This window comes from Sphingobacterium sp. Mn56C, from assembly GCF_049319645.1.
Classification (GTDB): domain Bacteria; phylum Bacteroidota; class Bacteroidia; order Sphingobacteriales; family Sphingobacteriaceae; genus Sphingobacterium.
In genome coordinates this window covers 1,756,524-1,769,296 of the sequence record NZ_JBMOUC010000001.1, presented here as the reverse complement: position 1 = coordinate 1,769,296, position 12,773 = coordinate 1,756,524, and the positions used below count along the sequence as shown (strand labels likewise).

10 protein-coding genes are annotated in these 12,773 nt (G+C 43.2%); 9 read left to right on the top strand and 1 reads right to left on the bottom strand.

What is annotated here, in order from left to right; all coding sequences use genetic code 11:
- The first annotated feature begins 7 nt into the window (after positions 1–7).
- Genes ACL9RF_RS07345 through ACL9RF_RS07320 form a run of 6 tightly spaced genes read left to right on the top strand, consistent with a single transcriptional unit; the run spans position 8 to position 7,066 of the window.
- Complete coding sequence (locus ACL9RF_RS07345; RefSeq protein ID WP_422799955.1) at positions 8–1,000, top strand: FAD:protein FMN transferase; 993 nt, start codon at positions 8–10, stop codon at positions 998–1,000.
- A 34-nt stretch (positions 1,001–1,034) separates the two neighbouring features.
- Positions 1,035–1,958 carry a hydroxypyruvate isomerase family protein gene (locus tag ACL9RF_RS07340; protein WP_422799954.1) on the top strand — a complete coding sequence of 308 codons (924 nt, stop codon included), beginning with the start codon at positions 1,035–1,037 and terminating at the stop codon, positions 1,956–1,958.
- A gap of 55 nt (positions 1,959–2,013) precedes the next feature.
- Entirely contained in the window at positions 2,014–3,255 is a 1,242-nt protein-coding gene (locus ACL9RF_RS07335) for a nucleoside permease (RefSeq protein ID WP_422799953.1), read from the top strand.
- Between the two features lie 35 nt (positions 3,256–3,290).
- Positions 3,291–4,979 (top strand): GMC oxidoreductase, encoded by a 1,689-nt coding sequence (locus tag ACL9RF_RS07330; protein ID WP_422799952.1) that lies wholly within the window; start codon positions 3,291–3,293, stop codon positions 4,977–4,979.
- A 10-nt stretch (positions 4,980–4,989) separates the two neighbouring features.
- Positions 4,990–6,417: a Gfo/Idh/MocA family protein gene (locus ACL9RF_RS07325; protein WP_422799951.1), complete on the top strand. Its 1,428-nt coding sequence runs from the start codon at positions 4,990–4,992 to the stop codon at positions 6,415–6,417.
- A 19-nt stretch (positions 6,418–6,436) separates the two neighbouring features.
- On the top strand, positions 6,437–7,066 hold the full coding sequence (locus ACL9RF_RS07320; protein ID WP_422799950.1) for a gluconate 2-dehydrogenase subunit 3 family protein: 630 nt from the start codon (positions 6,437–6,439) through the stop codon (positions 7,064–7,066).
- A 44-nt stretch (positions 7,067–7,110) separates the two neighbouring features.
- Here ACL9RF_RS07320 and ACL9RF_RS07315 read toward each other — a convergent pair whose 3' ends face one another.
- Entirely contained in the window at positions 7,111–8,121 is a 1,011-nt protein-coding gene (locus ACL9RF_RS07315; RefSeq protein ID WP_422799949.1) for a LacI family DNA-binding transcriptional regulator, read from the bottom strand.
- Between the two features lie 82 nt (positions 8,122–8,203).
- Here ACL9RF_RS07315 and ACL9RF_RS07310 point away from each other — a divergent pair, with 82 nt between their 5' ends.
- The 3 genes from ACL9RF_RS07310 to ACL9RF_RS07300 are packed head-to-tail and all read left to right on the top strand — an operon-like array spanning position 8,204 to position 12,755.
- A complete protein-coding gene (locus tag ACL9RF_RS07310; protein ID WP_422799948.1) occupies positions 8,204–9,676 on the top strand; it encodes a xylulokinase in 1,473 nt (490 codons plus the stop codon).
- Positions 9,677–9,688: 12 nt separating this feature from the next.
- On the top strand, positions 9,689–11,017 hold the full coding sequence (gene xylA, locus ACL9RF_RS07305; RefSeq protein ID WP_422799947.1) for a xylose isomerase: 1,329 nt from the start codon (positions 9,689–9,691) through the stop codon (positions 11,015–11,017).
- A 52-nt stretch (positions 11,018–11,069) separates the two neighbouring features.
- On the top strand, positions 11,070–12,755 hold the full coding sequence (locus ACL9RF_RS07300; RefSeq protein WP_422799946.1) for a sodium/sugar symporter: 1,686 nt from the start codon (positions 11,070–11,072) through the stop codon (positions 12,753–12,755).
- The last annotated feature ends 18 nt before the right edge of the window (positions 12,756–12,773 follow it).

Below are 12,773 nucleotides of genomic sequence, written 5' to 3'. Positions count from 1 at the left end.
TATTACGTTGAAATATCTTTGGGTAATAGCGTGTATGATGGGCTGCATGTATGCGGCTTTAGGGCAGCAGTTGGCGATGCATACGGAGCACCTTCTGTCTGGGCGTGCGCAGGGTACAACCTATAGCATAAAATATTATGCTGATGTTGCGGTTTCCAAACAGGATGTTGATTCTATAATCGCTGAAATTGATAGTTCAATGTCGTTGTATCATGCCAATTCAATTATTTCGAGGTTTAATGCGGGGCGCCTGGCCGATGCGGATTTGGATAGCCATATAAAGAATGTGCTGGATGCTAGTTTTAGCATGAATAAGCTGTCGAATGGGTATTTCGATATTACCGTACTTCCGCTATCGCAAGTATGGGGTTTTGGACCCGACGGTTCTCCCAAAAATTTGGAGCAGCAGTGTATGGATAGTATCAGGGCTTTTGTTGGCATGGATAAACTGCGCTGGGATGGAGAGGTATTACAAAAATTGGACCCGCGTATTACAATAGACCTTAATGGTATAGCGCAAGGGTATACGGTTGATGTATTGGCGGATTACTTAGAACAGCGTGGTATTGCGCATTATTTGGTGGAATTGGGAGGAGAGATTCGTACCAAAGGCCATAAACCCTCGGGTAGTTTTGTTGTGGCCGTAAATCGCCCACCTGGCATGCAGAATGGGGATGCCCACTGGGTGAAGTTATCGGATTGTGCTATTACAACTTCGGGTAGTTATGAAAATCAACGCTGCATAGATGGAACTATGATATCGCATCATATGGATCCGTTTACAGGCAAACCTTTAGCAAGTAGCACTGTAAGTGTTACCGTGATTGCAAAAACAGCAATGGAAGCAGATGGATTAGATAATTTTTTTATGTATCTTAAGCCCGCTGAAGCAATCTCGTATGCAGAAGGGTTAAAAGATGTGGATATTTATCTTGTTTACCTGGACGGAAATACATATAAAGAGTTGCAGACCAAGGGATTTAAGAAGTACTTGTATTAATAAATCGTAAACCATAAACAATTACAATTATATAATGAAGAGATCGGATTTTATCAAGAATTCAGGATTAGTATTAGGAGGAAGTTTACTTTCAGGTGGTGCAGCCCATGCCGAAACGGATAGTATTGCGCAGCAAGGTAAAGCTGGAGCACCCTTTAAAATGGATTATGCTCCGCACCAAGGCATGTTTAGTGCTTCCGCTGGAAAGAACTTTTTAGATGAGATACGATACATGTACGATTTAGGGTTCCGGAGTATTGAGGATAATGATCTGCCTAGCAGATCGGTCGACGAGCAGAAAAAGATTGGCGATTTGCTGGCCAAGCTGGGGATGCGTATGGGGGTATTTGTGGTGCCAAAAGGTGGAAATGGTGCAAATACTTTAGCCGCAGGAAAACAGGAGCATGTGGATGTTTTAGTAAAAGGATGTAAGGCATCTGTAGAAATTGCGAAACGTGTAAATGCGAAGTATGTAACCGTGGTTCCGGGTGATTATGACCGTAGTTTACCCATTGGTATACAGACGGCAAATGTTATCGAAGGGTTACGCCGCGGTACCGAAATATTGGAACCGCATGGTATTACCATGGTTTTGGAGCCGCTAAGTGATACCCCGGATCTATTTCTACGTTACAGTGATCAGACCTATGAAATCTGTAAAGCCGTGAATAGCCCTTCTTGTAAAATATTGTATGATGTGTATCATATGCAAAAAAATGAAGGTAACTTATTGGATATGTTAAACCATTGTTGGTCGGAGGTCGGTTATATCCAGGTGGGTGATAACCCGGGACGTAAGGAGCCGACGACTGGAGAAATAAACTACAAAAATCTATTTAAATGGCTGCATAACAAAGGATATCGCGGTGTTGTAGGGATGGAGCATGGCATGTCTAAGTCTGGGAAGGAAGGAGAAGTGGCGTTGGTAAATGCTTACCGTGAAGTAGATAATTTTTAAGATTAGCATTAAATCAACCTTATTATAAACCTATTTTAGAATAAAATTTAATCATATGAATCCAATTATTAGAACCAAATTATCGTTTATGATGTTCCTCGAATTTTTTATTTGGGGTTCATGGTTTGTGACGCTAGGTCGCTTTTTACCCGAAAATCTAAAAGCCGATGGCTTTGAAATTGCTAATGTCTTCTCCACGCAGTCGTTGGGTGCTATTATTGCCCCTTTTATTGTCGGGATGATTGCGGATCGCTTTTTTAATGCAGAAAGGGTATTGGGTATTTTGCATTTAGTGGGTGCTGTTTTGATGTACCAGATGTATAATGCACAGGATGTAGGTACTTTTTATCCTTATGTATTGACCTATATGATTTTATACATGCCAACCTTAGCATTGGTAAATTCGGTGTCTTTTCGGCAGATTACGAATCCAGAGAAGGAGTTTTCCAGCATTCGTTTGTTTGGTACTATAGGCTGGATTCTCGCAGGTTTATCCATTTCTTACCTGTTTAAATGGGATAGTGCCGAAGGGGTTGAAAATGGCTTACTTCGTAACACCTTCCTATTAGGGGGTATTGCTTCTTTGATATTGGGCTTATTTAGCTTTACTTTACCCAAAACACCTCCAATTAAATCTAATGCAGACGAGAAACCATCGCTGGCTTCGATCATTGGTTTAGATGCCATAAAACTTTTGAAAGATCGCAATTTCTTTGTGTTTTTCCTTTCTTCGATTTTAATCTGTATTCCATTAGCTTTTTACTATCAGAATGCCAATGCCTTTTTAGGTGATATTGGTATGGAAAATGTAACCGGTAAAATGACTATTGGTCAGATTTCTGAGGCTTTATGTTTACTGTTGTTGCCGGTATTTTTCACGCGTTTTGGTTTTAAGAATACCATTTTGATTGGTATGTTGGCTTGGGCTCTACGTTATGCGCTATTTGCTTATGGCGATGCGGGAAGTGGTAGTTATATGTTATTGATTGGCATTGCCCTGCATGGTATATGTTATGATTTCTTTTTCGTATCGGGTCAAATTTATACCGACTCTAAAGCGGGTGCAAAATATAAATCGGCAGCGCAAGGGCTTATTACCTTAGCTACCTATGGTATCGGTCAGTTAATTGGTTTTCAGGTGGCGGCGTATGTAGGTAATATCTATGCCGATAAAAAGATAGAAAGTTTACAGGTATTTTGGCAAAACGTATGGTTGGTACCTGCAGGTATCGCTATTGTTGTCATGCTGATTTTCTTTGTGCTTTTCAAAAATGAAAAAGTTGTTTCTGTAAAATAATATATAAACTAAATAATCAAAATAAACTAAATAAAATGGTAGATAGCAATATTTATGATGCTATTGTAATCGGTTCCGGAATTAGCGGGGGCTGGGCAGCAAAAGAGCTGACGGAGAAGGGACTGAAAACAATTATGCTGGAGAGAGGACGTAATATTGAACATGTTAAGGATTACCCTTCCCCAAACAAACATCCTTGGGAGTTTCCGCATGCCGGCGGACGTACACAACAGATGATTGCCGATTATCCTGCTTTACGTAGAGATTATCCGCTGAATGAGAAGAATTTGGACTATTGGACAGTCGAAAAGGATAATCCTTATACGGAGGTTAAACGCTTTGATTGGTTCCGGGGTTACCATGTGGGGGGCAGGTCTTTAATGTGGGGCCGACAGTCGTACCGCCTTGGTGATCTGGATTTCGAAGCGAATCTTAAAGATGGTTATGGCGTGGATTGGCCTATACGTTATAAAGATATCGAGTCTTGGTATAGCTACGCAGAGAAATTTGCCGGAATTTCTGGTAATAGAGATGGTGTACCGTCGTTGCCAGATGGCGATTATATGCCGGCCATGCCGTTTAATATTGTGGAAAAAGACCTTGCTGATCGCTTGAAAGGGCAGTATGGCGGAAAACGACACTTCATTATGGGGCGTACGGCAAATATTACGGTTCCGCATGAGGGGCGTGTAAATTGTCAGTATCAAAATCAATGTTGGTTGGGCTGTAACTTTGGGGCTTATTTTAGCACGCAATCTGCTACTTTACCTGCTGCGGTAAAAACGGGTAACTTAACGCTAAGACCTTTTTCTATCGTTACGAAAATTATTTATGATAAGGATACGCAGAAAGCGAAAGGGGTAGAGATTATTGATGCTGAAACAAACCAGACTTATGAATTCTATGCAAAGGTAATTTTTGTATGTGCCTCGGCATTGAATTCGGCATGGGTACTGATGAACTCGGCAACGGATGTGTGGGAAGGTGGTTTGGGAAGTAGTTCGGGCGAGTTGGGCCATAACCTTATGGATCACCATTTCCGCTGTGGCGCAGGTGGCCGTGTAGAGGGGTATGAAGATAAATATATCTTTGGACGCCGCCCTACAGGTTTGTATGTTCCGCGATTTGTAAATGTGGATGGCGATACGAAAAAAAGAGATTATCTGCGTGGCTTTGGCTACCAAGGGGCTGCAAATCGTGGCCGCTGGTCGGGTGAAGTTGCCGAGATGAGTGTGGGTGGCGACTGGAAGGATGCTATTTGTGAGCCTGGTGATTGGAATGTAGGCTTTACGGCATTCGGCGAAACCTTACCGTACCATGAGAATAAAGTTACTTTGGACAAAAATACCAAAGATAAATGGGGGCTTCCTGTTTTATCTTTTGATGCTGAAATCAAAGATAATGAAATCAAAATGCGTGCGGATATGCAGAATGAAATGAAAGAAATGTTGGATAGTATTGGCGTAAAAGATACCTATACCTATGACAATGTGTATGGCTACGGACAGGGGATTCATGAAATGGGGACAGCACGGATGGGGAGAGATCCTAAAACCTCAGTGCTAAATGGTAACAACCAAGTCTGGGATGCCAAAAATGTGTTTGTAACGGATGGTGCTGCCATGACTTCTGCAGGTTGTGTTAATCCATCTTTAACCTATATGGCTTTAACTGCACGTGCGGTTGATTTCGCTTTTAATGAATTGAAAAAAGGTAACCTATAATACTTAAACTATGAGTGATAATAAGAATTCAAGAAGAAATTTTTTAAAGAATGCCGCAACGGCTGCTGCGGGTTTTATGATTGTTCCACGTCATGTCTTGGGGGGCAATGGTTTTACTGCACCAAGTGATAAATTGCAGGTCGCCGGTATTGGGGTAGGCGGTAAAGGTTGGAGTGATATCAATTCATTTTATGATTCGGGTAGAGCTGATATTGCTTTTTTATGTGATGTGGACGACAGACGTGCTGCTGCTGCGATAAAGAAATATCCGAAAGCAAAATATTATAAGGATTACCGTGAAATGTTGGATAAGGAGCATAAGAATATCGAAGCGGTTTCGGTATCGACGCCCGATCATCAGCATGGTATTCAGGCGCTGGCAGCCATGGAGTTGGGTAAGCATGTGTATGTGCAGAAACCCTTGGCGCATGATGTGTGGGAAGCTAGAGCATTGACCCACGCGGCAAAAAAATATAAAGTGGTTACACAAATGGGGAACCAAGGGGCGTCTAATGATGGGCCACGCTTAATTCGGGAGTGGTTTGATGCGGGCCTTATTGGCGATGTGCATACCGTATATTGTTGGACAGACAGACCGGTGTGGCCTTCGGGTATACAGTGGCCAAGTGGTAAGGCTGATATCCCTAAGGAGTTGGATTGGGAATTATGGTTGGGAACTGCTCCTTATAAAGAGTATGTCGATAAATTGGTGCCTTTCAACTGGCGTGGCTGGTGGGATTATGGTACGGGTGCCTTAGGCGATATGGGGTGTCACTTATTGGAAGTGCCTTTTAGTACATTGGGTTTATCGTATGTGCAAGACGTGCAGGCAACAGTGGGCTCGGTATATGTAGACGAGTTTAAAAGGGGGTATTTCCCGGAAAGCTGTCCTCCATCGAGCCATGCTACATTAACATTCCCGAAAACGGCGCGTACAAAAGGACCGGTTACTTTACATTGGATGGATGGTGGTATTCAGCCGGCACGCCCGGATGAGTTAGGACCTAACGAAATCTTTGGTGATGGCGGAAATGGTATTTTATTGGTAGGTACAAAGGGTAAAATTTTGGCGGATACGTATGGAGATAAGGCCCGCTTATTGCCTACAAGCCGTAAAGATCAGGTTGCGCAGAAATATGCACGTGTGCAGAACCAGTCGAATGGGCATTATGCACAGTGGGTGGATGCCTGTATTGCGGGATATGGTAAAAAAGAGGTGAGCTCGCCATTTGAAATTGCCGGACCATTGACCGAGGCTTTACTGATGGCCAACTTAGCTATACGTGGTGCCGATATGCGTGTAGATAACCGTTACCCTGGTCGTAACTTGAAGTTATTATGGGATAACAATAATATGCGTGTTACAAACTTTGATTTGGTTAATCAGTTTGTTAAACGCGACTACCGTAAAGGTTGGGAGATGAAATATAATTTTTAATTATATCAGGTATTGAATTATGAATAGAAGAGAAGCTATACAACGTGTTGCCATGATAATTGGCGGTTCTGTTATTGGGGCCAACCTTTTTCTTGAGGGCTGTACACGGCCTGCCTCCAAAGATGTGCAAGCTCTTTTTACGGCCGACCAAACAGACCTATTGGGCGATTTGGCAGAGGCTATATTGCCAAAGACATCCACTCCCGGTGCTAAAGAAGCCGGTGTGGGTAGTTTTATCCCGGTCATGGTGCGCGACTGCTATACCGAGAAACAGCAGCACGCTTTCTTGACGGGCCTCGCTACGTTAGATGATAAAGCCAAGGAGGTGAAAGGGAAACCATTCCTGGAATTGTCTGCTGCCGATCGTACGGCTGTAGCTAATGCTTTGGATAAAGAAGCGGTAGCGTACAACAAAAAACAAGAGGAAGAGCAGAAGGATATCCGTGATAAGAATCGCGTGAAGCAAAATGAACTTTTTAGAGATGTAGAAAACGACCCTCCACACTGGTTTACTTTGTTTAAACAGTTAACATTAACCGGGTTCTTTAATTCGGAGTTAGGCTGTACAAAGGCTTTACGTTATGTGAAAATTCCGGGTAAATACGATGGTTACCTGCCTTATAAAAAAGGAGATAAGGCATTTGCCTAAAAATTATAGGGGCGTCGGCAGCGATGCCCCTAATATTTTAGTGGCTAGCTGTTTCCGCTACTACTCGCTCTACACCGTAGTATAGGCTCTAAAACAATATGTTCATTAATAGCATTGTCGGCCATTAACCGTAGAAATAGTGCTGCACACTCCCTTCCCATTTGTGTCGCCTGCTGATCGATCGTCGATAAACTTGGCGTAATATACTCCGAAAAGGTTTGGTTGGCAAAGCCGATAACTCCAATTTTAGGTGGTACAAACCCCAGCTCACTGAGTGCTTTAATTATGCCTAAAGCCGTAAAATCGTCTCCACCAATAATAGCATCGGGTTTATTATCGATTTTCATTAGTCTTTCGGTTGCCCGAATACCGGCTTGAATCGAAAGCTCATCCAGGATTATGTATTCTTTTTCTAGCGTAATACCCGCATCCCGAAGTGCATCGGTATAGCCTCGAAAACGTGCATCAAAAATATAGGTTTTGTGGCGTGTAGACACATAAGCAATTTTTTTATACCCGGCATCAATTAAGTGTTGCGTAGCTATATATCCCGCTTTATGGTCGTCAATACTTACCATTGGCACCTTTAAGTCTTGATGGATACGGTCGAATACTACCAAAGGCTTCCCTTCGGCCTGAATTTTTTTGATATGGTCCACCTCTTTTGTTTCTAGAGATAAAGACAGAATAAGACCATCCACCTGGGCTTCAAGCAGGGTCTCAATACCTTCCTTCTCGGCGGCCAAAGACTCGTTACTTTGGTACAATAGAATTTTGTAACCGGCTTGCTTTAACCCTTTTTCCAGACTATGAATGACCGAAGAGAAAAATTGGATATTCGCACTCGGCACAATTACCCCGATAATATTCGTTTTCCCCGAACTTAAAGAGGATGCTAGCTTATTTGGTCTGTAATTTAACTCGTTCGCCTTTTTTAGAATTGCTTTCCTGGTTTCTTCGCTTATCAGTGGGCTATTGTTCAGGGCGCGTGATACCGTAGACACCGTGGTGTTTAGCGCTTTGGCAATATCGTAAATGGTTGTTTTTTTGTCCAAAATAAGATTGTTTAAAAAAATATTGGAAAAACAAATATAATTAAATAGTTTTATGCAACCGATTGCATAAAACTTAATTTATATGTTATTATTAGGAATTGATCTGGGTACTTCGTCAATAAAAGTTTCTATTGTTGATGCCAGCACACAAAAGACCATCACTTCGGTAAGTTATCCGGAAGAAGAGACAGAAATTATAAGCCCCGAAGTGGGCTGGGCCGAGCAGGATCCAGAGCGCTGGTGGAGCCATACCAAATTAGCGATACAGAAAGCGCATAGCCAAAAATTGTACGACCCCAAAGCTATTGTGGCCATAGGCATAGCCTACCAGATGCATGGTTTGGTGCTGGTAGATGCCAAGGATGCTGTATTACGCCATGCAATAATATGGTGTGATAGCAGGGCTGTAGCGCTTGGCGAGGCGGCGCAAGCAGCGCTTGGCGAAGGGTACTGCAAAGCACACTTATTAAATTCTCCAGGAAATTTTACGGCCGCCAAGTTGGCTTGGGTTAAGGCGCATGAGCCGCAGCTGTATGCGCAGGTAAAACATATGCTGCTTCCGGGTGACTTTCTGGCTTTACGCTTCACCGGTATAGCGACAACAAGTATCCCGGCCTTATCGGAGGGGATTTTTTGGGATTTTGACGAGCATAAAATTTCGGATGCGCTTTTAGGGTATTTTGGATTCGATAAGGCGGTAATACCTGAGCTGCGCCCTTTGTTTGGTAGCCATGGCAAAATTCTTGCGCAAGTTGCTGAAGAGCTTGGCCTTTCCCCGGATGTTGAGGTCGCTTATAAGGCTGGCGACCAACCTAATAATGCGTTTTCATTGCAGGTTTTAGAACCTGGCGAGGTGGCTGCAACAGCGGGCACATCTGGTGTGATTTATGGCGTTAGCGATGCACTTATTGCGGACCCTTACTCGCGTGTAAATACCTTTGCGCATGTAAACTATAAACCCGATCAAATTCGTACCGGCGTATTGTTGTGCATAAATGGTACCGGCATACAGAATAGTTGGTTGAAGAAAATGGTCGGTACTGGCCAGGATTATGATGCGCTGAATCGCATAGGCAGCGAGAGCCCCCTGGGTGCCAAAGGCCTTCGGATCTTACCTTTTGGAAATGGGGTAGAGCGTATGTTGCAGAATAAACCTGTCGGAGCTCATATTACAGGGCTCGATTTCAATAGGCACGGACAGGCCGATCTGATACGCGCCGGGCAGGAGGGTATTGCCTTTGCATTTCGTTATGGCTTTGATATCATGCGTAGCAATGGCCTCGCGCCGCAGGTAATCCGTGCGGGTTATACCAACCTGTTTTTAAGTCCGCTATTTCGTGCAGCTTTCACCGGCGTAACCAATACAGCTATCGAGCTTTACAAAAGTGATGGTAGTGTTGGGGCCGCGTTGGGTGCAGGTGTCGGTAAGGGGATATATGCAGAAGCCAAGGAGGCTTTTACGAAAATGCAGCTTTTGCAGACAGAAGAGCCACAGCAAGTGCAACAGTATGAAGAATTGTATCAGGAGTGGAAATTAATAGTAAACAAATTTTAAATCTATAAAAACATGAAAATTTTGACAGGTGAAAAAACGTATTTTAAAGAAATCGGTCAGGTAGCTTATGAAGGTCTGGACAGCGACAATCCTTTAGCATTTCGGTGGTATAACCCGGAGCAGCTGGTGCGTGGAAAAACTATGGCCGAACATTTTAGGTTTGCTTGTGCCTATTGGCATTCTTTTAATGGCGATGGTAGCGACCCTTTCGGTGGTAGAACGCATTTCTTCCGTTGGGATGTTAAAAATGATGCCGTAGAGCGCGCAAAGGATAAAATGGATGCCGCCTTTGAGTTTATTACCAAGTTGCAGCTTCCGTATTATTGCTTCCATGACGTGGATTTGGTAGACTATACCGATAATATTCATACGAATGAAAAACGCCTTGAGGCAATTACGGCATATGCTAAACAAAAGCAGCAGGATTCGGGCGTTAAACTACTCTGGGGAACGGCGAATTTATTTTCACACCATCGCTATATGAATGGAGCGGCCACAAACCCGGATTTTCATGTTTTAAGTCATGCTGGCGCTCAGGTTAAGGCGGCACTCGACGCTACCATTGCCCTCGGCGGCGAGAATTATGTTTTCTGGGGTGGGCGTGAGGGCTATATGTCCCTACTCAATACCGATATGAAACGCGAGCAGGAGCACCTGGCACGTTTCTTACATGCGGCCAAAGATTATGCCCGTAAGCAAGGGTTTAAGGGTACATTTTTTATTGAGCCTAAACCCTGTGAGCCTACCAAACACCAGTACGACTATGATGCTGCTACGGTCATTAGCTTCCTGCAGCGCTACGACTTGCTGGATGATTTTAAGCTTAATCTGGAGGTGAATCATGCTACTTTAGCAGGGCATACTTTTCAGCATGAGCTGCAGGTTGCCGTAGATGCAGGCCTTTTAGGTTCTATCGATGCCAACCGTGGAGACTATCAAAATGGTTGGGATACGGATCAGTTTCCAAACGATATCAATGAGCTAACCGAGAGTATGTTGATTATTCTTCAAGGCGGTGGTTTTCAGGGTGGCGGTGTTAATTTTGACGCCAAGATCCGTCGTAACTCCACCGATGCGGAAGATTTATTTTATGCGCATATTGGTGGTATGGATCTTTTTGCGCGTGCTTTGCTTACTGCCGATCGGATTTTGGAAGATTCTGCATACCTGAAAATTCGAAAAGACCGGTATGCTTCCTTCGATACCGGTAGGGGGGCAGATTTTGAAAATGGCCTTTTAAGTCTGGAAGATTTGCGAAATTTTGCCGTTGAGCAAGGCGAGCCACAGTTAATTAGCGGAAAACAAGAATATTTAGAGAATATTATCAATAGATTTATTTAACTTGTAGCGTTATAACTAACTGTATAACCGTAAAAAATCAATTTTAAAACCAATGAATAATTTTCTAGATGTTAAAGATTACATCGTATTTCTAATTTACTTTGTAATTGTTGCCGCCTATGGCATTTGGGTGTATTACAAGAAGCGTAGTAATACACTGGGCGCAGAATCCAAAGACTACTTCCTCGCCGAGGGCTCCTTAACCTGGTGGGCCATTGGAGCATCCCTGATTGCATCCAATATTTCTGCCGAGCAGTTTATCGGCATGAGTGGCTCTGGCTTTAAGATGGGACTGGCAATTGCTACCTACGAGTGGATGGCGGCCATAACCTTGCTGGTCGTTGCGGTCTTTTTTATTCCGGTATATCTTAAAAATAAGATATTTACCATGCCACAATTTTTGAATCAGCGCTACAATGGTACCGTTGCGATGATTATGGCGGTATTTTGGCTGGCCTTGTATATTATCGTGAATCTAACTTCGATTTTATATTTGGGCGCGCTGGCGGTAAGTTCTATCTCGGGTTTTAGCTTATCATTCTGCATGTATGCGATAGCTGTGTTTGCAATTATCATTACCTTGGGCGGCATGAAAGTTATCGGTTATACCGATGTTATTCAGGTGTTCTTTTTGATTTTAGGCGGTCTGGCTACGACCTATCTGGCATTAAATCTGGTGTCGGAACATTATGGTGATGGGCAGGGCATATTTCATGGGTATTCTGTTATGACGGATAAGGCGAGTGAACATTTCCAGATGATCCTTAAGCCCGATAATGAGAGTTACCTGGATCTTCCAGGTTTAACGGTTTTAATCGGAGGTATGTGGATTGTAAACCTAAACTATTGGGGGTGTAATCAGTATATTACGCAGCGTGCACTGGGGGCAGATCTGAAAACGGCACGTAATGGTATTTTGTTTGCTGCATTCCTTAAGCTGTTGATGCCAATTATTGTGGTGCTGCCTGGTATTGCGGCTTATGTATTATGGAAAGATGGCTTATTTCAGCAGGAGATGTTGCAAGGGGGAGAAGTTAACCCAGACAGGGCATACCCCGTATTGCTTAACCTGTTGCCAAACGGTTTAAAGGGGTTGTCCTTTGCAGCGCTTACAGCTGCGGTGGTGGCATCCTTAGCGGGCAAGGCGAATAGCATTGCTACCATCTTCTCTTTGGATGTATACAAAAAGGTGTTAAATAAGGATGCTTCGGAGCGTAATTTGATTAATGTAGGTAAGATTACAATTGTTGTTTCCATGCTTATGGCAGTGCTTATTGCACCCCATTTGGGCATCGATAAAAAAGGTGGCTTTCAATACATACAAGAGTATACCGGTTTTGTATCGCCTGGAATTTTTGCCATGTTTATTTTAGGCTTCTTTTGGAAAAAAACAACATCATCGGCAGCGATGTTTGCTACAATTGGAGGCTTCCTGTTGTCGGTATTGTTTAAATTTTTACCTTCGATGGTAGACTTATCCTTCCTAGCGTCGACCAACTTTTCGGTATTCAACCCCAATTCAGGCTTATATGAAATCCCATTTTTAGATCGTATGGGCTTTGTCTTTGTGATCTGTGTGTTAGGAATGATTATTATATCGAAGATAGATAACGCACGCGGAATTGTTCCTAAAGGGCTTGAGATCGACACCAAAATGTTTAAAGCGCACCCAGCCTTCGTTGCTGGTGCCTTGATTGTAGTATTGCTTGTCGCAGCCTTTTATACCCTATACTGGTAGCAAATATTTTCCTGTTGG

Bases quoted from the DNA above. Each gene is read 5' to 3' on its own strand.
- ACL9RF_RS07320 (WP_422799950.1), top strand. From the start codon at position 6,437: ATGAATAGAAGAGAAGCTATACAACGTGTTGCCATGATAATTGGCGGT.
- xylA (WP_422799947.1), top strand. From the start codon at position 9,689: ATGAAAATTTTGACAGGTGAAAAAACGTATTTTAAAGAAATCGGTCAG.
- ACL9RF_RS07340 (WP_422799954.1), top strand. From the start codon at position 1,035: ATGAAGAGATCGGATTTTATCAAGAATTCAGGATTAGTATTAGGAGGA.
- ACL9RF_RS07325 (WP_422799951.1), top strand. From the start codon at position 4,990: ATGAGTGATAATAAGAATTCAAGAAGAAATTTTTTAAAGAATGCCGCA.
- ACL9RF_RS07300 (WP_422799946.1), top strand. From the start codon at position 11,070: ATGAATAATTTTCTAGATGTTAAAGATTACATCGTATTTCTAATTTAC.
- ACL9RF_RS07335 (WP_422799953.1), top strand. From the start codon at position 2,014: ATGAATCCAATTATTAGAACCAAATTATCGTTTATGATGTTCCTCGAA.
- ACL9RF_RS07330 (WP_422799952.1), top strand. From the start codon at position 3,291: ATGGTAGATAGCAATATTTATGATGCTATTGTAATCGGTTCCGGAATT.
- ACL9RF_RS07310 (WP_422799948.1), top strand. From the start codon at position 8,204: ATGTTATTATTAGGAATTGATCTGGGTACTTCGTCAATAAAAGTTTCT.